Raw genomic sequence first — 25,173 nt, 5'->3', positions numbered from 1 at the left:
GTGGAGAGGACCATGGCACGTGCGGTGGAAGCAGGCGAAGGCGTACTGGCGGGGATTGGTTCCACCCCGCTGATCGAACTGAGGAAAGTGGTGCCGCCTGGGTCCGCCCGGGTGCTCGCGAAGCTGGAGTTTGCTAACCCTACCGGGAGCATGAAGGACCGGATGGCTTTAGCGGCGATCAGGGCCGCTGAAGCCCGCGGCGATATCAGCCAGGGTGACACCGTCGTCGAGTACACCGCGGGGACCACAGGCATCTCGCTCGCCTTGGTTTGCGCCGCCAAAGGCTACCGGCTCCATGCCGTTTTTTCCGACGCATTCAGTAACGAAAAACGCCGCACCATGGAGGCTCTGGGCGCAACGGTCGAGGACGTACCAAGTGACCGTGGGCGGATCACTGAGCAGTTGATCAAGGCGATGATAATCCGGGCCGGCGAACTGAGCGCGGAGCCGGGCCACTGGGCCTGCGACCAACTTAACAACCATGACGCCATCACGGGTTACCTGGCCTTGGGGCAGGAGATCTGGCAGCAGTCCTATGGCCGGGTGGATGCCTTTGTCCAGTTTGTCGGCACTGCCCACTCGATCCACGGGACGGCGCGGGGGCTTCGCGGCCACCTTCCCGGTCTGCGGGTCATCGCCGTGGAGCCCGCCGAGTCCGCCGTTCTCTCCGGAGGCCCGACAGGATCACACCGGATTGAGGGGACCGGCATCGGCTTCATCCCCCCGCTTTGGGAGCCCGCAGAAGTTGATGCCGTAGAACGCGTCTCATCCGAGGAAGCGATGGCGATGAGCCGAAGGCTCGCCCGTGAAGAGGGGATCTTCGCAGGGACCTCCTCAGGCGGAAACGTTGTCGCCGCGCTGCGTGTTGCCGAACAGCTCGGCCCCGACGCCACGGTCGTCACAGTGATGGTGGACTCCGGCTTCCGATATCTCAGCACGGGACTCTACGGGCAGTAGCGGGGACTTGCCGGGTGGCGTCGACCTGTCCGCGCCGCGACCCAATTGCGTAACTTTTGACGCCGTTGCGACGCGCTGGCCCGGAGAGTCTGCGGAACCCGACACCACTCCCGGTCAAAAGTGACGCATTGCGGCGCATGCCTGGCCCGGCGGCGGCCCTGCTGAGGGCTTGTCGTATGTGACGCAGCGTTACCTTACGTGAACTGGTGTTTCCGCTGCCGTTGTTGGTGAATGTGACGCGGCCCTACCGTTGATTCATGGCAATTCAGGATATTTACCCCACAGCACTGCGGCTGCTCGGCCGCCCCGTGCTGGTGGTGGGCGGCGGCCCCGTGGCTGCACGCCGCGCCAAGGGGCTGCTCGACGCCGGTGCACGGGTCACCGTCGTGGCTCCCGTTGCCTCCGCCGCGCTCCGCGAACTGGCCGACGCCGGCCTCCTCACCTGGGAGCCGCGCACTTACGTTCCGTCCGACGTCGACGGCGTCTGGTTCGTCCAGACGGCCACCGGCGATCCCGCCGTGGACAGCCAGGTGTCCGCGGACGCCGAGGCGCAGCGCATCTGGTGCGTCAACGCCTCCGACCACGAAGCCTCCGCCGCCTGGACGCCCGCCGTCGCTGTGGTGGACAACGTACAGATCGCCGTCAACGCCGGGGGAGACCCGCGCCGCGCCATGGCCCTGCGCGACGCCGTCGCCACCGCCCTGGAAACGGGTGACCTCCCGCTGCGCCGGCGCCGTGTATCCAATGGCGCGGCTGCTGCCGGCTCCGTGGCCCTGGTGGGCGGTGGACCGGGCGACACCGGCCTGATCACCGTCCGCGGCCGCCGGCTCCTGGGCCAGGCCGACGTAGTTGTGGCCGACCGCCTCGGCCCGCGCGGGCTGCTCAAGGAACTTGCCCCGGACGTCCGCGTTATCGAGGTGGGCAAGACCCCCGGCCACCATCCCGTGCCCCAGGCGGAGATCAACCGCATCCTGGTAGAGGAAGCACTCAAGGGCCACCGCGTAGTTCGGCTCAAGGGCGGCGATCCCTACGTCCTGGGCCGCGGCGGCGAGGAAGCCGAATACTGCCGGCACCACGGCGTCGAGGTTGAAGTGGTGTCCGGCGTGACGTCCGCGATCTCCGTTCCCGCCGCCGCCGGCATCCCCGTGACGCACCGCGGCCTGGCCAAGGGCTTCAGCGTGGTCACCGGCCACGAGGAGCTGTCCGAGGTTCCGGCCCGCCCGGACCACACCGTTGTCCTGCTGATGGGCGTAGCCGCGCTTCGCGATTCAGCCGCTGCACTCGCCGGGGCCGGTTTGCCTCTGGACACTCCAGTTGGCATCGTTGAGAACGGCTATTTGCCGAATCAGCGCGTGACCATCGGCACCCTCGGTTCCATCGCCGACCAGGCGGAAGCTGCCGGCGTCGCCAATCCAGCCGTGATCGTGATCGGTGACGTGGTGCGCGTGAGCCCGTTCGCGCCGTCGCACTTCAGGACAGCCGACTACAGCACCACCAGTCCGAACAAGCCCCGCACCGCCCGAATCACCCGCGTCCTCACCACCTAGCCACCCACCCAACTAGGTAGCAGTAGATGTCGCTATGAGCCCTCAGAACGACATCTGCTGCTACCCAGTTGGGCCGGACCGAAGAAAAGGAACACAGCCGTGTCAACCAGCACCACCGTAGGATCTGCCGAGCGTCCGCTGCGCGTTGCCGTTGTGGGCTCCGGCCCGGCCGGCGTCTACGCCGCGGACATCCTCACCAAGAGCGAAGCCGTCAAGAGCGGCGAGCTGACCGTGAGCATCGACCTCTTTGACCGCTACCCGGCACCCTACGGCCTGATCCGCTACGGCGTTGCGCCGGACCACCCGCGCATCAAGGGCATCGTGAACGCCCTGCACAAGGTCCTGGACCGGGGGGACATCCGCTTCTTCGGCAACGTTGACTACGGCACGGACATCTCCATCGAGGACCTCCGCACCCACTACGACGCCGTCATCTTTGCCACCGGCGCCATCAAGGACGCGGACCTGAACATCCCCGGCATCGAGCTCGACGGCTCCTACGGCGGCGCGGACTTCGTCTCCTGGTACGACGGCCACCCCGACGTCCCCCGCGAATGGCCGCTGGACGCCAAGGAAATCGCCGTGATCGGCAACGGCAACGTGGCCCTGGACGTGGCCCGCGTCCTCTCCAAGCACGCAGACGACCTGCTCGTCTCCGAAATCCCGGACAACGTCTACGCCGGCCTGAAGAACTCGCCCGTCACCGACGTGCACGTCTTCGGCCGCCGCGGCCCCGCCCAGGTCAAGTTCACCCCGCTGGAGCTGCGCGAGCTGTCCCACTCCAAGGACGTGGACATCATCCTCTACGCCGAGGACTTCGAGTTCGACGAGGAATCGGACCGCCAGATCCAGAGCAACAACCAGACCAAGACCATGGTGGGCACGCTCACCAACTGGATCGCCGAACAGCCCGAAGACCTCTCCGAGCTCACTGCCTCCCGCCGCCTGCACCTGCACTTCCTGCACAGCCCGGTGGAAATCTACGACGACGCCGAGACGCCGGGCAAGGTTGCCGGCATGCGGTTCGAGCGCACTGAGCTTGACGGCACGGGCAACGCCCGCGGCACCGGCGAGTTCGTGGACTACCCCGTCCAGGCCGTCTACCGCGCCATCGGCTATTTCGGTTCGGCGCTGCCGGAGATCGAATTCGACCACAAGAAGGGCGTTGTCCCGAACGACGGCGGACGCGTCCTGGATGCCGCCGGCACCCACGTGCCGGGCATCTACGCCACCGGCTGGATCAAGCGCGGCCCGGTGGGCCTCATCGGCCACACCAAGGGCGACGCCCTGGAAACCGTCACCTACCTGCTGGAGGACCGCGAAAACCTTCCGGTTGCCGCCGTTCCCGAGGCGGACGCCGTCGTCGAACTCCTCGACGCCCGCGGCGTGAAGTTCACCAGCTGGGAAGGCTGGCTGGCCCTGGACGCGCACGAACTCGCGCTGGGCGCCGCTGCCACTGAGGCCGGCGGATCCCACGGCGTGGAGGTCAAGCGTGAGCGCATCAAGGTGGTGCCCCGTGAGGACATGGTTGCCATCTCCCGCGACGGGGTAGCCGCGAACGTCTGATCAAGGACCGGTTCCCCGCTTTCTACGGCGCGAACTGGCAGCCAATGACCGCAAACCGCGAGTTTGATGTCATCTGCTGCCAGTTCGCGCTTTCGCGTTTGTCCCGAACGGGCTAGCTCCCTGCGCCACCGGCCGCCATCAGTTCCAGCCGGCTGAGGGTCTCCCGGTTCCGAACGGCAATCAGCGGGTCGCGCAGCACCTTGGGGACCATCTTGCCCGGGCCACGGATGGCATCTTCGGCGATGGTGACCCTGCACTGCGTGCCCAGGTCCTCCAGCGTGATCACCACTTTCGCTTCACCCAGCGGCCAGCCGCGCGCCACCAGTTCCAGCGAGCGGCCAGGCTCGACGGCGGCAACCCGGGTGCTGTCGTTGATCACCAGAGGCCAGGCGCCCACGGAGTGGTGGAGCCTTGAGTCCGCCTCGGGCCAGTGCGCGTCGACGGCCCGGATGCGGGAGGCACCCACCACCCAGCCGGAGTACAGCCAGCCATCGGCGATCACCTTCCAGACGACGTCGGCCGGGGAGTTGAACAGGCGACTCACGGTTGACATGGTTTTCCTTCCGGAGGGGTTTGCACTGACGGTGGCATTCATTCGTTGTGAAGCCTGGGCGGCGGCTCTTGCTGGAGCTGGGGCGGCGGCCTTTGCTGAAGCCGGGGCAGGCCGCTGCGCGGCCTGGTACGAGCTTTCCCTCAGTCGCCGGGTCCACGGGTATGTCCCGCCGTCGGCGAGCGGATTCGTCAGGGGGTTGAAGCGCAGTGCGGTATCCGCGGGTTCCGTCGCGGCGCGCAGCCGGAGCTCGCCGGCCCGGATCCATTGCCCGGAGGGCTTGGCATAGTAGAGGCCCAGGACCCAGTCGCCGGTGGCGAGGGATTCCTGGAAGGACCCGTCGGCCTTCGTCTTTCGGCCGGTATTGCTGCCCCGCCCATCAGGGAGTTGCTCGGTTTTCAGGCCGAGCAATACGGGGCCGAGCCTTCCCCGGTAGGGCATCAATGTGGTCAGAGTGGCCGCCGCCACGTCGAGTCGGGGCACAAGCAGGAACCTGGCAGGAAAGCTCCAGCCGGTCGTAGCGAAGAGCACGTCGGAGGCGGCGCCAGGAAGGCCTTCCCCGCCGGTAGTCCTGACGCGCAGCCCGAGCCCCAGGATGTCCGGGAAAGCCTGCGGAAGTCCCACCGATCGTGAAAACCGCGCCTCAACGGTGTCGCGGCCGGGGGAGTCCAGCCAATCAAGCCCTGATCCCTCAGCCGGGGTGCCGCCCCGTATGAGTTCACCCACCAGGCCCACGCCGTCGGGATGGATAGGGCGGACCGGCCTCACCACCTTGATGGCCCGGAAGAGGGCGGCGAAGGCCCGGCCGGCTGTTTCCGTGGCGGCCGGGGCCGGATCTGCGGGGGACTGTTCCGTCATGGCTTCCTCTTTCCTTGCAGCGTTCAGGCCGGTTGCAGGGTCCACGCGGGTTGCCGGGTCCAACCCTGTCACATCCGGCCAAACCGGGCCCGGACCAGCGCGAACATGCCGTAGCAGATGAAGCCCGCCCCGATCGCGACGAGCAGGTACGGGCCGAACGGGTGGTCCCGGAGCGCCTTCAGGCTTCCGTCCAGCCCGGTGGATTCTTCGGGACTCTGCTTGCCGGCTGCGATGACAAAGAGCAGGCCAGCCAGGCTGAGGGCGATTCCCTTGGCCACGTGGCCGGTGACGCCCAGGGAGTCGATGAGCTTGCCGCGGCGGGTGCCTTCAAACCGGAAGAGCTCCGCTTTAAACCCGCGCCGCAGCCCCTTCACCACAAAATAGACGCCGACTCCCATGATGGTCAGGCCAACGGCCACCAGGAGCGGCTGCCCCAGCGGTGTTTTCAGGAGTGCGGCGCTGAAATCCCGGGTGGTGTCGCCCGAGTCGCCGCGCAGGCCGATGGCGAACCCGGCGAAGCTGAGGCCCACGCTGCCGTAGGCGACGGCCAGGAACCCTGACGAGACCAGCTTCCCCAGCCGCGAGGTGCGGGGCAGGTGCCGTGCGCGGAGGGTGGCTTCACTCAGCTGCCACAGCGCCAGGCCGGTGCACGCAACCACGCAGGCCCACAGCACGGCCGGGCCCCACGGGTTGGCGGCCAGCTGCTCGATGGCGCCGGTGGCCTCCGCCTGCCCAGGCTGGCCGAAAGCAAGGGCAATGGCAATCGAGCCAACAATCATATGGAGCAGGGCCATCACGGCAAATCCTGAGCGCGCCACAACATCCAGCGCCTTGGTGTCCGACGCTTCCTCGACGGCGTCTGCCGCCTCACTGATGCTGGATTCCCTGTCTGCCATGAATCAGCCGTTCATGGGCCCTTCCGCGTGCAGCTTCCCGGCCCCGGGACCTTCCACGTGAACGGTGCAACGGACCACGAGCTTGCCCGGAGCGTGATCCAGTTCCACCAGGCTGTCATTGGCACTGAGGGCGGTGAAGACCGCGGAGCCTTCGACCACCGTGACGCCCTTGGCCTTCGCTGTCGCCGTCGCGTTCTCCAGCGCTTCCCTCTCAAGGCCTGCCATGTATGCGGCGTCATTCTCCCGGGCCGGATCGCCGAAGGCCCAGCCGAATAAGGTCCCAGTGTTTTCCATGGCGACGATATTACGCTCAAGCGCGCTGGAAGTCGGGGTTTCGTAACATTAGTAAGTGTGCTTACGATAGCCTGACCATGACCTTAATTGGACACGGCTAGTAAAGACCGCACCAGCGGCATTTGGGAACCAGTTCGACGTTAGGAAACAACATCATGGCAGGAAATCTTTTTGCCCGGTCCGTACACGATCTGAGTGCTGCGGCATGGTTCGGCGGTTCACTAATGGGAGCTATCGGGTTGAACGGAGCAGCCGCCCAGGCCATTGATCCGGCTGAACGCACCCGGCTCTCAAGCGCCGGCTGGATGAAGTGGGCACCGGTGCAGACGGCGGCTTTCGCCTCACACCTCGTGGCCGACCTCGCCATTGCCTGGGAGAACAAGGGCCGCATTGCCAAGCAGGAGGGCGTGGCCCGGGACACCGCGATCAAGACGGCGGTGACGGTAGCGGGTGCTGCGGTGACGCTCTACGCCGGCATCCTTGGCAAGAAAGTGGAGAAGCTCGCCGATGAGGGTGCACGCGGCGCTACTGAGCCCAGCCCGGAAGCGTCAGATGAGCTGAAGGCGTCGCAGCAGCAGCTCAGGATGCTGCAGTGGGCCATCCCGGCCTTCGCGGCAGCGGTGATCATCCTCGGCGCCAAGCACGGCGAGATGCAGCGGCCCAAGAACGTCTTCGCCGGTCTCCGCTCCTAAACGGCAACAGACGCACTCTGCGCGAACGTACAGTTCAGGCCCTTGGCGCGGAGGGCCCCAACTGTACGTTCGCGCTGAATTAATGTCCGCGCTGAAGTACGACGGCGGTCCGGCACCACGGTTTTGAAGTCACCGGTGCCGTGCCGCCGTCGTGCGTTCCCTCCCACCTGTTGGAGTTTTTGTCCAGATACGGAGCCCAAGAGGCCCGCGAAGTCGCCATAAGTGGACAAAAACTCCTGATGGGGAGGGCGTCAGGCGGGCTGGCTGTTGGGCGGCGGGAGGTCCGGGTTCATGTCATCGAGGTCCGGATCCTCGGCCGTCCATACCTGGATGATGGCCCAGGTCACGGCGGCGAGCGGGACGGACAGCACTGCACCCACGATGCCGGCCAGGATAGTGCCGGCGGTCAGCGCCATCAGGATGACCAGGGCGTGGAGCTGCAGTGACTTGCCCATGACGATCGGCTGCAGGAGGTCGCCCTCCAGCTGGTTGACGGCGATCACCACGGCCACCACGATCAGCGCCACCACGGGGCCGTTGGCCACCAGTGCCACCAACGCTGCAAGGATGCCCGCCACGGTGGCGCCCACCAGCGGGATGAAGGCGCCGATGAACACAATGATGGCCAGGGGAAGGGCCAGCGGGACCTGCAGGATCAGGAGCGCGGCGCCGATGGCCACGGTGTCAACCAGGGCCACGATGGCGGTGCCGCGGACGTAACCGCCAAGCACTTCAAGGGTGCGGCTGCCCACGCGGCGGAGCTTGGCTTCGCGCTGCCCGGTGAAGGGCCGCAGGAAGAAGGTCCAGATCCTGGCGCCATCTTTGAGGAAGAAGAACAGGATGACCACCATCAGGGCGGCACCGGCCAGGAACTCTGTGACCACGGACAGCCCGGTGATGGCACCCGAGCGGACCTGGCTGCTGGTGGCGAACTGGATGACGCCTTCCCTGGCCTGGTCCAGCTGCTCCTGATCGATCGGCACGGGGCCGGTGAGCAGGAACTGCTCCAGCTCGTCCAGTCCCTGAGCTGCCTGTTGGGCCAGCTCGCCCCATTGGCTGCGGACGGAGAGGTAAATCACTGTCGAGACCCCCGCCAGCACCAGGAGGAGGGCGACGAACGCGATGCCCGTGGCCGCGGCGCCGGGCATCCCGCGGCGGCGCAGCATGTTCACGAACGGGCCGATGGCAGCGGCGAGGATCAGTGCTATCAGAATCGGAATGACCAGCAGCTTGATCTGCATCAGGGCGTAGACGGAGACCACGGCCACGGCCAGGATCAGCAGGACCTGGGCGGAGCGGATGCCTACCCTGCCCAGCCCGTCGGCCCACAATGCGCCGGCCGGCCTGGATTCCTTCGTCCGGCTTACGGACATGGGCTTCTGCCGGGCCGTCTCATCTGAGGTTGCCGGCAACGGGTTTCCACTGCCCGGCCCGCGTTCGGTCAGGCGTGTTGATCGCGCCATGGGGACTCCTCCTCGTCGGCGGGTGCCTGGGTGCGGGTGCGCGCCGCAGGCGGATACTATCCCAATCAGATAGTAAGCCTACTGATTGATTAGAATCCGGCAAAGCCTGGAAAACGCAGCAAAGCCCCCGGCAAAGCCCCGGCGGCCACGGTTCAGGCACCCAACCATTCCGCGCAGGAGTTCAGGTTCCGGTTGACGCTGGCCACCGCGGCCTCAGCGTCGCGGGCCTCGATGGCGTCCACCAGGGCGCCGTGGCCCTCGTGCGGGAGTCCGTCAAAGCCGGCCCGACGCTGCTGTTTCAACAGGTCATAGTGGAAGACGTCGCCGAAGCTGACGTACAGCTCGTGCAGCAGCGGGTTCCCGGACGCCTGGGCCACGCGTTCGTGGAACCCCCAGTCGGCCCGGGCCCATGCCGCGTAGTCGGCCGCGTGCCAGGCCTCCTCGCGTTCGGCGAGCAGGACACGCAGGGCGGAGACGTCGTCGGGCGTGGCGTGGCGCGCGGCGAGGCGGGCGGCCTGGGTGTCCAGCCCCACCCGCACCTCCAGGATGTGCTCCTCGGTATGGTCCAGGTACATGCGCCGCGCCGCGCCGGACATTTCGCTGGTGGCACGGACGTAGGTGCCGTCGCCACGCCGGACTTCCAGCATCCCGCTGTGCGCCAGGGCCTTCACCGCTTCGCGGAGGGTGCCGCGCGAGACGCCAAGCCTGGCCATCAGCTCTGGCTCGGACGGTATCCGCTGCTGCAGCGGCCACTCGCCGGAGTGGATCATGGCCCGGAGCTTGGCGGTGATTTCGTCGGCAAGGGGCCGGCGGTGTGAGGTACTCAGGGTCATGATGGCCTACTTCCTCTTCGTGGCCGGCCGGCCGCTGATCAGGTGCGCCACCACAATCTGGACCAGGGCAAGCCCCAGCAGGATGGCGAGCGGCAGGGTCCAGCCGCCGGTTGCGCTGTGCAGCAGCCCGGTGCCGAACGGACCCGCCGTGGCCAGCAGGTAACCGGTGGACTGGGCCAGGGTGGAAAGCGCCGTGGTCTCCGCCGTGCTCTCGCCGCTGCGGCTGATCATCACCATGACGAGGGGAAAGATCCCCAGGCCGGTCCCCAGCAGGACTGCCGGGACCACCGCCAGCGAAACCGGCAGGAACAGCAGCAACGCCACACCCGCAGCCATGGTGACACTGGCCAGGTAGAACGCTGGGCGCAGCATCCTCGGCCGGGAGCCGATGGCGATCAGCACCATCCCGGCGGGCACGGAGACGAGCTGCATCAGCCCGTACATCACGCCGCTCGCCGACGCGCTGAGCCCCATGGTGGTCAGCATGTACGGGAACCAGCTGAGCAGCGCATAGGCGAGCAGGGCCTGCAGGGTAAAGATCGAGGTGAGCAGCAGGCCCTTCCGTGTGCGCAGCAGCGGCCACGGCGGGATGTGCCCGCCCTTGGCCCGGACGCTGTGGCGGTGCGCGTGCAGCGCCACGGGAAGGAAGCCCAGGAACGCGGCCACGGCCATAATCCCGATCGCTCCGACGGCGGCCGAGGGGGAGCCCAGGGCCTGCGCCAGCGGGACCACCGCGACGGCCGTGACCGTGGCTCCGGTGGTCATGGTCACCGTGTACAGGGCGGTCATCAGGGACGTCCTGTGCGCAAAGTGCTCGCGGATGAAGGACGGCATGGCCACATTGCAGACCGCCAGCCCGGACATGCCCAGGACCGTGCCTGCCACCAGGGCGCCAGTGGCGGGAATGCCGCGCACCATCAGCCCGCCCGCCAGCATCGCCAGCGCCAGCAGGATGGCCTTCTCCACGCCCAGCCGGCCGGTGAGCCAGGACGTGCCCGCCCCCGCCACGGCGAAACACAGCGTCGGAATGGAGGGAATGATGGAGGCCACCAGCGGCCCGTAGCCCAGCACCAGCTGCAGGTCGTGCAGCAGCGCCGACGCCCCGGTGATGCCGGCACGGAGGTTCAAACCAATCAGCACAAGCGCAATGACACCCAGCACGACGGCGGTTCGCGGCTTGGGCGGGGAGGCTTCCAGTACTGAGGTGGCGGGCGTGGCGGCGGTCATCCAATTAACGTTAGACGTTAGACGTTTGATGTCTAGGGTTTTGTGGCAAATCTCTCCCTGGCGTTAAGGTCGGGGCAATAGACTCGTGGCCACGGCATGTCCGGGCAAGCTGGTCCGGACTCGGCGCACCGACGCGGAAGGACGGCCCGTTGTGGATTCCCAGGGAATCGAGATCGAAAAGAAGTACGACGTCGGCGAGGCGGCTGATGTGCCTTCACTGACCGGCGTGCGTGGGGTGGCGCGCGTCGGGGAGACACGGACGGCAACCCTGGACGCGGTGTATTTCGACACGGACCGGCACACCCTCGCTTCCCGGCGGATGACCCTGCGGCGGCGGACCGGTGGTGGCGACGCCGGGTGGCACCTGAAGCTGCCGCCGGAACCACCGGCCGCCTCGTCTCCGGACGCATCGGCCGGACCGCCGGCGGGAATGTCTGATTCAGCACCCCAGCAGCGGCGCGAGCTTCATGAACCGCTGGGCCAGCCCGACGTCGTGCCTGACCGGCTGCTCGCGCACCTGCGCGCCTATCTGCGCGGTGACGACGTGGCACCGGTGGTCAGGCTGGAAACCGAGCGGACCACCTACCCGATGTATGCGGAAGACGGCACGCACCTCGCGGATCTCCTCGATGACCGCGTGAGCGCGGAGCTGCTCGGCCCTGCGGGCGCCCACGGCAGTACGCTGCAGTGGCGTGAGTGGGAACTTGAGCTCGTCCACGGCAGCGCCGAGCTCTTCCCTGCGGCCCAGCCGGTCCTGGCCGATGCGGGCGCCAAGCCTTCCGAACACGCGTCCAAACTGGCGCGGGCGCTCGCCGCCGGGCCGGACCGGGGAGCCAGTGATGCGGCGGCCCCGGCCGTCACGGTGCCTGACAAGACGTCGCCCGCCTCCGCGGTCGTCACCTCCTACCTCGCTGCGCAGATCCGCGAGATCCTGGCGCACGATCCCGGCGTCCGGCTGGAGGAGCCCGAAGCGGTGCACGACATGCGCTCGGCCACCCGCCGGGCGCGCTCAGCGCTCTCGGCCTACCGTCGGCTCTACAGTGCCGTGGCCGTGCGGCGCCTGCGTGATGAGCTTAAATGGCTCGGCCGGATCCTGGGGGAACCGCGCGATGCCGAAGTCATGCTGGACAGGCTCCGCGGCCACATCGCTGACCTGCCGCCAGGCGAGGCTGCCACGGCCGTGAAGGACCAGCTGGAAGACAGGATCGGCGAGAACCTCAACACCGCCTACCGTAAACTCCAGGGCACGCTCCTGTCGGAGCGCTACTACCGGCTCCTGGATGACCTGGAACGTTTCCGCGACCAGCCTCCGGCCAGGCCGGAGGCTGACGCCCCTGCCCGCAAGGTGGCCGGCAAGCTGGTGGGCAAAGCCGCCAGGCGGCTGCGCCGGTCGCACCGGGCCGCGAAGAACGCGCGGCGGGGTGCTCCGCACGAAACAGCCTTGCACCAGGTGCGTAAGGAAGCCAAGAAGCTGCGGCACGTGGCGGAATCGGTGGGCCCGGTCCACCGCAAGAGCGCGGCGAAGGTCGCCAAGGCAGCACACCGGCAGCAGCAGGCCCTGGGCGATTTTCACGACAGCGTCATCGCCCGGGACCTGCTGGCGGAGCTCGGCGCCGTCCCCGGCCTGGCCGAGCCGGTCGCCTCGGCGTACGTCACGCTCCAGACCCGGCAGGTGCAGCTCGCGGCCGCCGCCGAGGCGAAGTACCGGAAGGTCCGGAAGAAGTCGAAGAAGCGCCTCAAGCGGGGGGTGCTTTAAGCCCGGCGGTACCAGCCGCTTCACCCATCCCAACTAGGTAGCAGCAGATGTCGGTTTTGAGCCGTCAAAACGACATCTGCTGCGACCTGGTTGGGCCGCAAGCCTACCTGCCCTGCCTACCTGCCCTGCCTGCCGCCGAGCCGTGCAACCGCCAGGGCAAGCCACAGCTGCACCCGGTCTGCCGTGACCGAAGGGTCGTAGCCGGTCAGCTCGGTGATCTGCGCCAGGCGGTAGCGGACCGTGTTCCGGTGCAGCGTCAGGGCTTCGGCGACGGCGGCCACCGAACCGTTGTTGCCCAGGTAGCTCTCCAGCGTGGTCATCAGTTCCGCGCCGTGGGCGGAGTCGAAGGCCCGGAGCGGATTGAGGGACTCGTTCGCCATGTCCGCCAGAGGGACGTCCTCGCTGGCCAGCAGCAGCGAGGTCAGGCTCAGGCGCTCCGGTTCGTTCACCGGCAGGCCGTGGCTGGCCGCATCCCTGGCCTCGAAGTAGCTCCATCGCAGGCCGTTCGGTTTGGTGTATGCGCCTCCGATGCCGATCGTCGCGTGGATGCCGGCCTCAGCCAGGTGATCGCTGAGGCTCCGGGCGAGGGCAGGTGCCGCACCGCCGTCGTCGTTAATCACCACCACCAGGTCCTTTCCGACGACGGCGGCCACCGCGTTCTCCAGTGGCTGCGGAACGGAGGTGCTCACCAGGGCCTTGTGATGGGCGGCGGATACCGCCAGCAGCACCACGTTCTTGCGCGTGCTGTTCAGCCCCACCCCCGCCAGCCGTCGCTGGGCCTCGCTGGTTTCCAGGGCTCCGTGGATGACGTCCTCCAGCACCTGGCCGCACAGCGCGCGCTGGGCGTGGCGCTGCTTGACCATGTTGTTCAGCTCCACGCTGATGAGGTTCTGGGCGTAACCGATGATGCCCGAGTCCTCGAAAGGCTGGCGGACCCAGAGCGTGCAGGCATCGCGCCGGCCGGTGGGGATCGGGTAGGACGCCCATGTGTCCGCGGAGGGGTGTTCCTTACTGCTGTTGTACAGCTGCGCCGTGAACTGGGTGAGCGCGATGTCAGTCCGGAGCATGCTGCCCAGGTGCTTCAGGAGTTCAGCCAGGCCGCCGCCGGTCAGGAGCGCACGGGCCAGGACCTGATGCCCGGCAATCAGCCGCTCCAGCTTGGCGTAGTGGTCCGCGGACTGGGCGTCCGCCACCAGCTTGCCGATGGCGATGAACGGGGTCTCGTAGGGGACCTCCACCATCGGCAGGCCCCAGCGGTTGGCCTCGGCGATCATGGCCGGCGGGACGGCGTCGTGTGACAGGCCGACGCCGAATCCGATCCCGACTGCCCCTGCGCGCTGGACCTGGCGGACAAACCTGCGCTGCTCAGGCGCTGACTTCAGGCGCAGCCCCGTTGTGAGCACGAGTTCCCCGCCGTTGATGAACCGCTGTGGATCCTCGAGCTCGGTGACGGCGACCCAGTTGATGTCCTGGTGCCAGGTGGTTTCGGCGAGGCCTGCCTTGGACAGGTTCAGGGAGCTCACGCCGAGGAGTGCAGCGAGGGAAATAGCCATGGTTTCAAGGATAACCGGGCGCTGGGCAACCGCACTAAAAACTTCCTTCAACGGTGTGCAGGTGGCTATTCCCTGGTGGGGGGTGCTGGCATAGGCTCAAAGCAGTCACATCCATCCGCTCCGCAGCTGATGATCCCTATGAAAGAGGTTGCACACCGTGGTTCAAACCTTGCAGAACTTCATCAACGGTGAGTTCGTCACGCCCGCCGGCACCGGCCTGCTGGACATCGTCAATCCCACCAACGGCGAGGTCGTGGCACAGTCGCCGGTCTCCGTCCAGGCCGACGTTGATGCAGCCATGACCGCGGCCAAGGATGCCTTCAAGACCTGGAAGCAGGCCACCCCCGGCCAGCGCCAGCTGATGCTGCTCAAGCTCGCCGACGCCATCGAGGCCAACAGCGACGAACTCGTCGAGGCCCAGCACCGCAACACCGGCCAGGTGCGGTCGCTCATCGCTTCCGAGGAAATCGCCGCCGGCGCCGACCAGCTCCGCTTCTTCGCCGGCGCTGCCCGCATCCTGGAGGGCAAGTCCGCCGGAGAATACTTCGAGGGCCACACCTCCTTCGTGCGCCGCGAACCTATCGGTGTAGTCGCCCAGGTGGCTCCCTGGAACTACCCGTTCCTGATGGCCATCTGGAAGATCGGCCCCGCCCTGGCTGCCGGCAATACGGTAGTCCTCAAGCCCTCGGACACTACCCCCGAATCCACCCTCGTGCTGGCCCGCCTGGCAGGCGAGATCCTGCCCGCAGGCGTCCTGAACGTGGTGCTGGGCACCGGTGAAACCGGCGCCATGATGGTGGAGCACAAGGTCCCCGGGCTGGTCTCCATCACCGGCTCGGTCCGGGCCGGCATCGCCGTGGCCTCAGGCGCCGCCAAGGGCCTCAAGCGCGCGCACCTGGAGCTGGGCGGCAAGGCCCCCGCCATCGTGTTCAAGGACGCGGACATCAAAAAGAGCGCCGCGGCCATCGCCGAGTTCGCCTTCTTCAATGCCGGCCAGGACTGCACCGCCATCACCCGCGTGCTGGTTGAGGACTCGGTGCACGACGACGTCGTGGCGGCCATGGTGGACCACACCAGGACCCTGCGCACCGGCTCGCAGAACGACGAAGACAACTACTTCGGCCCGCTCAACAACGTGAACCACTTCAACGCCGTGACCTCCGTGGTGGAGCACCTCCCGGAGAACTGCAGGATCGTTACCGGCGGCCACCGTGTGGGCGAGAAGGGCTTCTTCTTCGAACCCACCATCGTCACAGGCGCCAAGCAGACTGACGACATCGTCCAGAAGGAAACCTTCGGCCCGGTCATCACGGTGCAGAAGTTCTCCTCCGAGGCGGAAGCACTCGAGATGGCCAACGACGTCGACTTTGCCCTGGCCTCCAGCGTCTGGACGTCCGACCACGGGACGGCCATGCGGATGAGCCGCGACCTGGACTTCGGCGCGGTGTGGATCAACACCCACATCCTGCTCACTGCCGAAATGCCGCACGGCGGCTTCAAGCAGTCAGGCTACGGCAAGGACCTCTCCATGTACGGCGTTGAGGACTACACGCGCATCAAGCACGTCATGAGTGCGCTCGACGCATAGTCCCCACCGGCGCCCTAACCTCGCTCCGCTCGGCCAGGGAACCCTGCCGGCGTGGGCCCCCCACAGGCGCCCTAACCTCGCTCCGCTCGGCCAGGGAACACCCCGCCGGCGTGGCCCCAATCTATGAAGAAGGAAACTCCATGACCACGACCGCAAATGAAATCACCTTCCGCCTGGAGCAGAAGCGCCGCGTCCAGGCCGACTTCCCGGGCCCCAAGTCCGTGGCCCTGACCGAACGCCGCAAGGCAGTCGTCGCCGCCGGCGTCGCCTCCGCCGTTCCCGTTTACGTTGCGGACGCCGACGGCGGCATCATCCACGACGTCGACGGCAACTCCTTCATCGACCTCGGCTCGGGCATCGCGGTGACAAGCGTTGGCGCGTCCGATCCGGCCGTCGTCGGGGCCGTGAAGGAAGCCGTGGAGCACTTCACCCACACCTGCTTCATGGTCACCCCGTACGAAAGCTACGTGGCCCTCGCCGAGCAGCTGAACCGCCTGACCCCGGGCGACCACGAGAAGCGCACCGTACTGTTTAACTCCGGCGCCGAGGCAGTGGAGAACGCAGTCAAGGTGGCACGCCTCGCAACCGGCCGTGACGCCGTCGTTGCCTTTGACCACGCCTACCACGGCCGCACCAACCTGACCATGGCACTGACCGCCAAGGCCATGCCGTACAAGACCAACTTCGGACCGTTCGCGCCCGAGGTCTACCGCATGCCGATGAGCTACCCGTACCGCGAGGAAAACCCCTCGATCACGGGTGCGGAGGCGGCCAAGCGCGCCATCACCATGATCGAGAAGCAGATCGGCGGGGACCAGGTCGCAGCGATCATCATCGAGCCCATCCAGGGTGAGGGGGGCTTCATCGTCCCGGCCGACGGCTTCCTTCCGGCGCTGGCTGACTGGGCCAAGGAGAAGGGCATCGTCTTCATTGCCGACGAGGTCCAGTCAGGTTTCTGCCGCACCGGCGAATGGTTCGCCGTAAACCACGAAGGTGTTGTCCCGGACATCATGACCATGGCCAAGGGAATCGCCGGCGGCATGCCGCTGTCCGCGATCACCGGCCGTGCCGACCTGCTCGACGCCGTCCACCCGGGCGGCCTGGGCGGCACCTACGGCGGCAACCCGGTTGCCTGCGCCGCTGCCCTCGCCGCCATCGGGTCCATGGAGGAATACAACCTCGCCGGGCGCGCGCGCCACATCGAGTCGCTCGCCACGGGCCGGCTGCAGGGGCTGCAGGCTGAGCTGGCCGGCGCCGGCACTGCCGTGATCGGCGACATCCGCGGCCGCGGCGCCATGCTGGCCATCGAACTGGTCCAGGCCGGTTCCAAGGAGCCCAACCCGGACCTGACCAAGGCCGTGGCGGCGGCCTGCCTCAAGGAGGGTGTCATCATCCTCACCTGCGGTACGTACGGCAACGTCATCCGCCTGCTGCCGCCGCTGGTCATCACCGACGAGCTGCTGAACGACGGCCTGGACGTCCTGGCCGCCGCCATCAAGGCCAACGCCTAGGGCAACAGAGTTACGGCGGTACCCAGAACTGAAGAAGACCATGGGCAGCACTCCCGGACAGGGGGTGCTGCCCCTTCTTGTTTTGGTGAACCGTTAGGGGTATACCTAACGAATTTTGCGATGCGTAAGTACCCCCTAATAGGAATTAAGAGTACGCATTACTCGTGTTTGGCTTTGGGACCCACTCGTATGTTGGAAGCGGGCGGCGGCGACTGGATCGGTTCCTGAGCCCAACTCTGAGGAGACCCGCATTGAAACCCGTCGGCACCATCGAACAGGCAGAGACGCCAGCGGTGGGCAACGAGCATTTCCCAGGGCGCGGGTTGAAGCGGCGGCGGCGTGGCGCGGTGGACTGGACAGTTGTCATCCCAGTGCACGCCGGATGCCTTACGGCCAGCGGCCGCCACAAGCGGCCCTCCCGTATCACTCATTGTTTGCTTGCGACCCGGCAAAGGCGCTGCGGTCCGCTGCGGTGTGTTGAGCGGAACGTCAACCCAAACAGGTGCTTTGCGGCCGACCTGGCTGTGCCCCTGGAGCGGAAGCGACGCCCCCAAAGCCAATGAAGATATCTTGCTCAAGACAGGGGAAATCACATGACTCAGGTATCGACGGGAACCCAAGGTCGGACGGCTCACGCCGCTGCTGCCAGGACGACGTCCGTGGATAAACCCCGCCACCCCGGTCGCCGCCCGTTCGGCAATGGCGACAACCCTGTCCCCCTTCCGGACTTGGTCCCTGAGCAGAGCGTTCCCGTGACCAGCCCGGAAGCCGACATGTGGGAAGAGGGCCGTGCGGCCGCCCGTTCGGGGATCCACGAGAAGGCCATGGCCTGCTTCGTCCGTGAGGCGGAGGCGCGGACCGCGCAGGGCAGCCACGGCCGTGCGGCCATTGCCTTCCGCACCGCGGCCGAGCAGGCCCGGCTGCAGGGGCTGGCGGAGCAGGGCGAGGAGTTGCTGTACAACGCCGCAGCGTCCTACACGCATGCAGCGGAGCGCAACGAACTCAGTCCTGGTGCAGCGCACCAAGCATGGATCTCCGCTGCCAAATGTTTCCTCCAGCTCCAGGAGCTGGACCAGGCGGCGCTGTGTATCGAGGCAGCGCGGCGCGTCGTGGACCAGTCCCGCCCTAAAGTCGAGATCCCCCAGACGGCGTCATGAGGATCCTGCTGACGACCGAGGGGACCTACCCGTACTTCCAGGGAGGCGTGTCAACCTGGGCGCATGAGCTGGTCAATGGCTTGCCCGAGCACGAGTTCGTGGTGGCTGCGGTCATCGGCAACCCCGAAGTGGCTCCCGCCTTCAAGATCCCAGCCAACACGCGGGTAGTGCCCATCCCCTTGTGGGGGACAGAGAAGGTGGATGAGTACATCCACCCGTCAACGCGCATCCGACGACGGCGTGTGCTCCGCGGCCGGTCACGGGAGCGGGCGCTCGCGGACCTGCTGCTGCCGGCCTATGAAGAGTTGGTCGGAAACCTGCTGGAACCCCGCGAGCCGCGGGAGCTCGGTGCCGCCATCGCCGACATCGCCGAGTACTGCGAGAACAACGATCTGCATGCGGCGTTGCGTGACCCGAGATGTTGGCAGCTGGTGCGTGCCCGGCTTAGTGAGCACCCGCTTCTCGGCCAGATCTCGATGGCGGACGCAATCGACTTCGCACGTTCCTTGTACCGCTACCTGACGCCCCTGGCCGTTCCGCTTCCTGACGTCGACGTAGCGCATTCGTCGGGTGCCGCACTCTGCGCGCTGCCGGCGCTGGCCGCCAAACTGCACCACGGCGTCCCGCTGCTCCTGACCGAGCATGGGGTCTACGTGCGCGAACGTGTTCTTCACCTGGTCCGGGACGACACACCGCTCCTGCGAAAGGTGCTGCTTGGCAATCTCTACCGAGCCATAGCCCGTTGCGCTTACGCGCATGCCGACATCGTCCTGCCGGTCTGTGAGTACAACACCAGATGGGAGTACCAGCTGGGTGCCGATCCCGGCCGCCTGCGGGTGGTGTACAACGGCGTCAACCCGGACGAGTTCGCGCCGCGGGTGGTTGAGTTGAACAGGCCGACCATTGCCTACGTCGGACGAATCGAGCCGCTCAAGGACGTGCTGGGGCTCATCACCGCCCTCAACATGGTCCGCCGCGAGATTCCCGACGTACTCCTGCGCATCCACGGTCCTGACGATGACCGCCGCTACGCCGAGCGTTGCAGGTTGGCCGTGGCAGGCATGCAGCTCGAGGATAACGTCGTGTTCGAGGGACCGACGCAAGACCCGGCCCGGGCCTACCAGGAGTCGGACGTCGTGGTGCTCTGCTCGGTGTCCGAGGGCTTTCCCTACACCGTAGTGGAGGCGATGTGCACTGGTCGTCCGGTGGTCGCCACCGCAGTCGGCGGCGTCCCTGAGGCGTTGAACCGCCCCGAGTTGCTCGTCGAGCCGCAGAATCCGAGGGCGCTGGCGGATGCACTCGTCTCGCTCTTCCGGCAGACCCCCGCAGAACGCGCGGCGATCGGCGAGGAGTTCCGGGAGCGCGCCGTCCGGCTGTTCTCCCAGGACCGCTTCCTCGAGGCGTACCGCGCCCTCTACCTAGGAGTTGTCAGTGACTACGTTGCCTGAGGCTTCCGTCCTCGCCGACTTCACCATGGATCTGGACGAGATGGGCCCGGACCTGCACGCTGAGGCGCGGTCCGTCGCGGGCCGCACCCGCCAGGCCCAGGACGCCTTCGAAGTGGCAGTGATCCTCGCGACCCTGGGCTACAGCGACCAGCGGGCGCGTGAGCTGGGCTGCCGGGATGTCTTCGAGCTCGCCGAGAAGGTGACGGCGCTCCTGCCCCTCTTCGGCGGGCCCGTGGACGAACCTCCGGTGGGCACCATCGACCACGCCCCGGAGCCATCGCCCGGACCTGACCGGATGAGCCTGGGACTGCTCGCAAAATCGCTGCTCTACTCTGCGCCGTGGATTGTCGCAGTCCTCGCACTGGTCATTGCCCGGGTGTCCTTCTGGTCCACGACCACCCCGCAGATGTTCTCCACCACCGTCAGCCTGGCGTTGTTCGCCTCGCTGATCGTCACCGGCGGGTTTATGCAGGCATTCGCGCGGCGGGGGCTGTTCTATTCCCTGCAGCACAACGAACCCCTGCTGCGCTGGGCGCTGCGTTGGACGTTGGGTGCCGGCCTGGCGGCGCTACTGGTTGTCATTGGTGGCGGCTACCTGATGCTGGAGTACGTCCTCCAGGCGTACACACCCGCCGCGAACCGGTCATTCCTGTTCTTCGGGATGTCCATCGGAATCTTGCTGCTGGCCTTTTCACCGCTTTACCTCGCCCGGGCGCTGCGTGAGATTGTGATCTCCGCCTGCGCCGGCGGGCTGGTTGCCGTGGTCGGTGGGTTGTCGATCACAGTGGGGAACTACATCAACCTCTACACGGCCCAATGGGTGCAGTTCTCCGCCCTGTGGACGGCTGTGGTCGTGGCCTTGCTGTTCGACGTCCGTGTCCTGCGGCGGCTGGCCGCACCACCGGTGGGGGTGGAAGACACGTCAACGGACAACCGTCACGTCCTTGCACCACGCCTCGGCCCGGTGGCGCGCTCGGTGCGTGCCTACTGGGCCTACGGGACCGGATTCTTTGTCCTCCTCGTGGTCGACCAGTTGATCGCAGGAGGCTTATGGATGGGGGTATTCAACTACAACGGGCTGTACCAGGTCGGTGTCGGGACCGGGCTGCTCGTCCTTATTCCGACACTCACCTACGCGATCGCAGCCGGGTATCTGCTGCCCGCGACCGTGCGGCGCGAGATGAGACGGTACCGGGTCTCAGGCAGCGCGGGAATCAACCGGGTGCTGCTCGCCTTCTACCGCCGGCACCTGGTGATCACTTTGCTCGTCGGGCTGGTGAGTGGGGCTCTGCTGTTGGCTGCCACAGATTGGCTCGCCACGGCGAGCCTGCTCACCGTGCACCTCCAGCTGGCCAGAGACGTGTACACCGCGGCCTTGGCCGGCTACCTGCTGCTGGGCATTGGAGCCTTCAACACCGGGCAGTTGTTCAGCCTGGGCCGGGCGCAAACGCCTGCGGCCCTTGTATGGATCGCAGCCGGGGTGTCGCTGATGGTAGGGCTCTTCCTTTCCTATGAGTTTGAACCCCTGTTTGGTTCCATCACGGGGCTGGTGACCGGGTCCGCAGTGTTCGCCGTTACGACAACGGTGGCCGCTTACCGCATGTTCCGTCGATTCGACCTCAGCTACTTCAGGGCGTTCTGATGAAAATTTCCAAGACCATCCTTGCCGCCGTCGCCGCCCTTGCGCTCACCGGCGCCGGAATCGCCGTCGCGCGGACCGGGGAGGCCCCTGAACCAATCGCTTCCTCCGGTCAGTGGCAGCTGCTGCGGACCACCGAAGGCATCCTCATCCACGATCCCTTCAACAAGGCCGTCCCGGCCCGGGATGTGCAGGACACCTACGAGTTCAACGGGGACACCGACCCCGCCCGCGCGTTCGTGCGCGCCACGGACGACGGCCTCGAGGTGGGGGTGGACCCGCCGCCGGAGGCCACGACCCACAAAGGCTATTTCGCTGTCACCCACGACGCGTATCCGGAGACCAGCATCTTCCATGTGCGGATGTCGAAACAACCCGGACAGGTTCAGTCGCCCACGGAGGTCGGCCAAGCGGTGTTCGCCGTCCAGACGGCCAACACCAAGGTCACAGGCCTTATCAACTTCATCGTGATCTCTGCCGACAGCACAGCCGGGATGACCTCATGGAGGGTGGGGTACATGCACGGGCACGTGAGGAACGCCGAGTTCGTCTACTACTGGGGCACCACGCCTTCAATCGACGAGCCGGACACCCGCGACGTCACCCTCCGCACGGACGGCCGGCGCACCCTGACGGTCTGGTTCGGCAACGAGCAGGTGTTCCACTCGGACGAGCTCTCCTTGGAGATGGAGGCCCCATTCCAGCCGTACCTTGAGGTACAGGCCGTACAGACGCCCTACGCTTCTTCATTCCAGGACTTCTGGGTGGTGGAGGACGACCACTTGCTGCTGACCGGCGTGCCCGACGGCGCCGGCGTGAGGCTCGTCGACGACGCCGGTGGTGTGGTGGGCGAGACAGCGGCCAGCACCGGCGGCCTGGCCGCCTTGGAACTGCCGCCCTACGCCGCCAAGGGCCGGGGAACGCTGGAGATCACCGAACCGGGCCGCGAGCCCGTCCGTCTGGGGGCCTTCGATTACGCAGGCGGCGATGAGCTTCAGTTGGTCTCGAAATGATGGCCTGGAAGTTCGGCGCCCGTAAAGCTGGCTCCGGGGCCGTGGCTACGTCCGAGCAGGCCAGGACGATCCGGCCCTTTGCCATCTACTACGGGTGGCCGAGCTACGTGAACGGCGCCCGCGGCAAGGTGGCCCGGGCCGTCGCCGCATTCGACGGCTACGGCGTAGTGGTGTTCGGTGACGACACCGCGACGCCGGAAGGCGATCCCCTGGCTGCCCCGATCATGGCGGGGGTCGCTGCCCGCGGGGGAGTTCCGTACGGGTACGTCAGCGTTGGCGTGGGCGACGGGGAGCCGAACCATTCCCTGGCCGAGCTGCGCGAACGCCTCGACGCGTGGCGCAGGCTCGGCGCCCGTGGAGTGCTTCTCGACTGCGCCGGTGCTGATTACGGGGTGACCCGGGCCCGGTTCGACGCCGTGGTGCGGTACGCGCACTCGCTGGGGCTGAGCGTACTGGCGAACGCATGGAGTCCCGACGACGTCCTGGCCCGCTCCGCAACCATGGGCCCGGGGGACGGCTACCTGGGGGAGAATGACGTGCTGTCCGACGGCCTGTTCCTGGCGCCGGCCACGTACAAGCCGAAGCTGGCGAAGATGGCGAGGTACAAAGCGAGTCTGGGGATCACCCTCTACGAGACAGCCACGAGCCGGGACCTGCAGTACGCCGACGTCCTGACGGCACAGGTGTTGGCCGTGCTGCAGGGGTACCATATCGATGCCTTCCACCTCACCGACCCCGTCTACTGCTGCACGGACAACGTCCTGATCAGGCCCCCGGCAGTCCTTGCGGACGGACGGTGACACGCGCTGCGTTCCGTCGCAAACGCCTTGCTGCTGCCGTTTCGGCGTTCGCCCTGCTCTGCCTGTTAGCCGGATGCGGGGTGGGCGACCCGGCTCCACCTCCCACGTTCCCGCCAGCAGGGGAGGGGGAGCTGTACATCGCCGTCCCCGGCTACGTTTACCCGACGGGCTCGGACTATTGGCAGTCCGTGATTGAGGCTGCGCCACAGGTCCGCGACGTCATCGTTAACCCCAACAGCGGACCCGGGGCAGCAGTATCCGAACGGCACATCCAGTTGATCGGGACCCTGCACGATGCAGGCGTCCGGGTGCTGGGCTACGTCAAGACCGGGTGGGGCGATCGGGACCAGGCGGCGGTCACGCAGGAGATCGACCGCTGGCGGGAGTGGTATGGCGTTAACAACATCTTCCTGGACGAGGCGGCAGCTGTTCCCGAGGAGGTCGGCACCTACGAGGACTACGCCGCCATGGTCCACGATTCCGGGGGAATCGCGGTACTCAACCCGGGGATAGTCCCCGACCGCGGCTACTTTGAGTTCGCCGATGCCATTGTGACGTTCGAGGATCCGGCGGACGCCTACTTCAACTCCCGGGAGCCCCCCGAGTGGCTCCGCACGGAGACGCGCGCCGATGTGTGGCACATCATCAGTGATGTTCCGCAGGACCGGCTCGAGGAGGTAATGGAGCGCGCCCGGCAACACGGGGCGACCGAGATCTACGTGACCGACGACGTGGAACCGAATCCGTACGACAGCCTGCCGTCGTACTGGTCGGACAAGGTGGACGCCGTCGGAGAGTAGCGGGCCCAGCCCCCACCATCCAGCGTTTTTTATGAAGTGAGCGTGCGCCTCTTCGCAACGGAGTTCTTGCGTGCGGCGCGGAGCATGTCCACGGTGAGCACCAGCAGCGCCAGCCATACCACGCCGAAGCCGAGCCAGCGGTCCAGGGTCATGGCTTCCCGGAACACCACGAGCGCCACAATAAATTGCAGAACCGGCGCGAAGTACTGCAGGAGCCCGATGGTGGTCATCGGGAGCCGCCGTGCTGAGGCCCCGAAGAACAGCAGTGGCACCGCAGTGATGACACCGGAGGCCAGCAAGAGCCAGAAGTGCCCGGGACCCTCAGTGGTCAGAGTGGCCGCGCCGCTCACGCCCAGCCACACCATGGTGGCGGCAGCCAGCGGCGCCAGGATCATCGTTTCAACGCTGAGGCTGGTCACGGCGTCGACCCTGGGGCCCACGCGCTTCTTCACGAAGCCGTAGAGGCCGAAACTCACTGCGAGCGTCAGGGCAATCCACGGAAGTTTCCCGTAGGACAGCGTCAGCACGCCTACAGCAACAAACCCGATTCCGACGGCGGTCCACTGCAGCGGACGCAGCTTCTCCTTCAGCACGAACACGCCGAGCAGCACTGATACCAGCGGGTTGATGAAGTAGCCCAGCGAAGCTTCGACTGCCTGGCCGGTGGTCACGCCGTACGTGTAAGTCAGCCAGTTCACCGCGATCAGGACGGCAGCGATGGCCAGCGTGGCGAACACCGAGCGGTCGCGGAAGGCCCCGACGAGGGCCCGCCACGAGCGGGTGGCCGTGATGAGGAGGGCACAGAAAATCAGCGACCAGACCACCCGGTTGGCCACGATTTCCACCGCTCCGGCTGGCTGCAGGACAAAGAAATAGACGGGGAGCAGCCCCCACAGGCCGTAAGCCCCGATCCCGAAGGCGATTCCCGCCGTCGTCTCCTTATCCACCGCCTTGAGCCCTGGAGCCGGCACGCCCGGCTTGGACGACGTTTGCCGGGCCGAAGCCACCGGGGCGCTGGCTGCGGA

21 protein-coding genes are annotated in these 25,173 nt (G+C 66.9%); 13 read left to right on the top strand and 8 right to left on the bottom strand.

Annotated elements, in window-relative coordinates; genetic code table 11:
• Positions 1 to 12: 12 nt before the first annotated feature.
• The 3 genes from AU175_RS19705 to AU175_RS19695 all read left to right on the top strand — a co-directional run bounded on the left by AU175_RS19705 (position 13) and on the right by AU175_RS19695 (position 4,070).
• Positions 13 to 957 (top strand): PLP-dependent cysteine synthase family protein, encoded by a 945-nt coding sequence (locus tag AU175_RS19705; protein ID WP_082979294.1) that lies wholly within the window; start codon positions 13 to 15, stop codon positions 955 to 957.
• A gap of 257 nt (positions 958 to 1,214) precedes the next feature.
• A complete protein-coding gene (gene cobA / locus AU175_RS19700) occupies positions 1,215 to 2,504 on the top strand; it encodes a uroporphyrinogen-III C-methyltransferase (RefSeq protein WP_066293616.1) in 1,290 nt (429 codons plus the stop codon).
• 99 nt (positions 2,505 to 2,603) lie between these two features.
• The gene (locus tag AU175_RS19695; protein ID WP_066293613.1) at positions 2,604 to 4,070 is read left to right on the top strand and encodes an FAD-dependent oxidoreductase; all 1,467 of its coding nucleotides are present in this window, start codon (positions 2,604 to 2,606) and stop codon (positions 4,068 to 4,070) included.
• A gap of 112 nt (positions 4,071 to 4,182) precedes the next feature.
• Here the strand turns inward: AU175_RS19695 and AU175_RS22490 are convergent, their stop codons facing one another.
• The 3 genes from AU175_RS22490 to AU175_RS19680 all read right to left on the bottom strand — a co-directional run bounded on the left by AU175_RS22490 (position 4,183) and on the right by AU175_RS19680 (position 6,668).
• Complete coding sequence (locus AU175_RS22490; protein ID WP_231938658.1) at positions 4,183 to 5,478, bottom strand: SRPBCC family protein; 1,296 nt, start codon at positions 5,476 to 5,478, stop codon at positions 4,183 to 4,185.
• Positions 5,479 to 5,546: 68 nt separating this feature from the next.
• Positions 5,547 to 6,374, bottom strand: coding sequence for a DUF1206 domain-containing protein (locus AU175_RS19685; protein ID WP_066293609.1), 828 nt, complete (start codon positions 6,372 to 6,374; stop codon positions 5,547 to 5,549).
• 3 nt (positions 6,375 to 6,377) lie between these two features.
• Positions 6,378 to 6,668 (bottom strand): hypothetical protein, encoded by a 291-nt coding sequence (locus AU175_RS19680; RefSeq protein WP_066293606.1) that lies wholly within the window; start codon positions 6,666 to 6,668, stop codon positions 6,378 to 6,380.
• Positions 6,669 to 6,823: 155 nt separating this feature from the next.
• Here AU175_RS19680 and AU175_RS19675 point away from each other — a divergent pair, with 155 nt between their 5' ends.
• Positions 6,824 to 7,360: a hypothetical protein gene (locus AU175_RS19675; protein ID WP_066293604.1), complete on the top strand. Its 537-nt coding sequence runs from the start codon at positions 6,824 to 6,826 to the stop codon at positions 7,358 to 7,360.
• Positions 7,361 to 7,611: 251 nt separating this feature from the next.
• Here the strand turns inward: AU175_RS19675 and AU175_RS19670 are convergent, their stop codons facing one another.
• From AU175_RS19670 to AU175_RS19660, 3 genes are all read right to left on the bottom strand, one after another.
• Positions 7,612 to 8,733: an AI-2E family transporter gene (locus tag AU175_RS19670; RefSeq protein ID WP_066294517.1), complete on the bottom strand. Its 1,122-nt coding sequence runs from the start codon at positions 8,731 to 8,733 to the stop codon at positions 7,612 to 7,614.
• A gap of 242 nt (positions 8,734 to 8,975) precedes the next feature.
• Entirely contained in the window at positions 8,976 to 9,656 is a 681-nt protein-coding gene (locus AU175_RS19665; protein WP_066293595.1) for a FadR/GntR family transcriptional regulator, read from the bottom strand.
• A gap of 6 nt (positions 9,657 to 9,662) precedes the next feature.
• A complete protein-coding gene (locus tag AU175_RS19660) occupies positions 9,663 to 10,883 on the bottom strand; it encodes an MFS transporter (RefSeq protein WP_066293593.1) in 1,221 nt (406 codons plus the stop codon).
• A 151-nt stretch (positions 10,884 to 11,034) separates the two neighbouring features.
• Between AU175_RS19660 and AU175_RS19655 the strand changes: the two genes are divergently transcribed.
• The gene (locus AU175_RS19655; RefSeq protein ID WP_066293588.1) at positions 11,035 to 12,639 is read left to right on the top strand and encodes a CYTH and CHAD domain-containing protein; all 1,605 of its coding nucleotides are present in this window, start codon (positions 11,035 to 11,037) and stop codon (positions 12,637 to 12,639) included.
• Positions 12,640 to 12,755: 116 nt separating this feature from the next.
• Here AU175_RS19655 and AU175_RS19650 read toward each other — a convergent pair whose 3' ends face one another.
• Entirely contained in the window at positions 12,756 to 14,192 is a 1,437-nt protein-coding gene (locus AU175_RS19650) for a PucR family transcriptional regulator (protein ID WP_066294514.1), read from the bottom strand.
• A 157-nt stretch (positions 14,193 to 14,349) separates the two neighbouring features.
• On the opposite strand from AU175_RS19650, the gene AU175_RS19645 reads away from it, so the two are divergent.
• From AU175_RS19645 to AU175_RS19610, 8 genes are all read left to right on the top strand, one after another.
• Positions 14,350 to 15,780 (top strand): gamma-aminobutyraldehyde dehydrogenase, encoded by a 1,431-nt coding sequence (locus AU175_RS19645; RefSeq protein ID WP_066294512.1) that lies wholly within the window; start codon positions 14,350 to 14,352, stop codon positions 15,778 to 15,780.
• 140 nt (positions 15,781 to 15,920) lie between these two features.
• On the top strand, positions 15,921 to 17,291 hold the full coding sequence (gene gabT / locus AU175_RS19640; RefSeq protein ID WP_066293586.1) for a 4-aminobutyrate--2-oxoglutarate transaminase: 1,371 nt from the start codon (positions 15,921 to 15,923) through the stop codon (positions 17,289 to 17,291).
• A gap of 659 nt (positions 17,292 to 17,950) precedes the next feature.
• Positions 17,951 to 18,448, top strand: a complete 498-nt coding sequence (locus tag AU175_RS19635; RefSeq protein ID WP_066293585.1) for a hypothetical protein — start codon at positions 17,951 to 17,953, stop codon at positions 18,446 to 18,448.
• Positions 18,445 to 19,896 carry a GT4 family glycosyltransferase PelF gene (gene pelF, locus AU175_RS19630; protein ID WP_066293584.1) on the top strand — a complete coding sequence of 484 codons (1,452 nt, stop codon included), beginning with the start codon at positions 18,445 to 18,447 and terminating at the stop codon, positions 19,894 to 19,896. Before AU175_RS19635 ends, pelF begins: the two co-directional genes overlap by 4 nt.
• Positions 19,880 to 21,538, top strand: coding sequence for a hypothetical protein (locus AU175_RS19625; protein ID WP_156642478.1), 1,659 nt, complete (start codon positions 19,880 to 19,882; stop codon positions 21,536 to 21,538). Before pelF ends, AU175_RS19625 begins: the two co-directional genes overlap by 17 nt.
• Positions 21,538 to 22,548 carry a hypothetical protein gene (locus AU175_RS19620; RefSeq protein ID WP_066293578.1) on the top strand — a complete coding sequence of 337 codons (1,011 nt, stop codon included), beginning with the start codon at positions 21,538 to 21,540 and terminating at the stop codon, positions 22,546 to 22,548. The genes AU175_RS19625 and AU175_RS19620 overlap by 1 nt, the downstream gene beginning before the upstream one ends.
• A 41-nt stretch (positions 22,549 to 22,589) precedes the next feature.
• On the top strand, positions 22,590 to 23,348 hold the full coding sequence (locus AU175_RS19615) for a hypothetical protein (RefSeq protein ID WP_197497179.1): 759 nt from the start codon (positions 22,590 to 22,592) through the stop codon (positions 23,346 to 23,348).
• Entirely contained in the window at positions 23,345 to 24,148 is an 804-nt protein-coding gene (locus AU175_RS19610) for a spherulation-specific family 4 protein (protein ID WP_197497178.1), read from the top strand. Before AU175_RS19615 ends, AU175_RS19610 begins: the two co-directional genes overlap by 4 nt.
• A gap of 29 nt (positions 24,149 to 24,177) precedes the next feature.
• Here AU175_RS19610 and rarD read toward each other — a convergent pair whose 3' ends face one another.
• Complete coding sequence (gene rarD, locus AU175_RS19605; protein WP_442855365.1) at positions 24,178 to 25,155, bottom strand: EamA family transporter RarD; 978 nt, start codon at positions 25,153 to 25,155, stop codon at positions 24,178 to 24,180.
• Positions 25,156 to 25,173 lie beyond the last annotated feature (18 nt).

It is taken from the genome of Arthrobacter sp. B6 (genome assembly GCF_001663775.1).
GTDB lineage: Bacteria > Actinomycetota > Actinomycetes > Actinomycetales > Micrococcaceae > Arthrobacter.
This window is presented reverse-complemented; position numbering and strand designations above follow the sequence as displayed.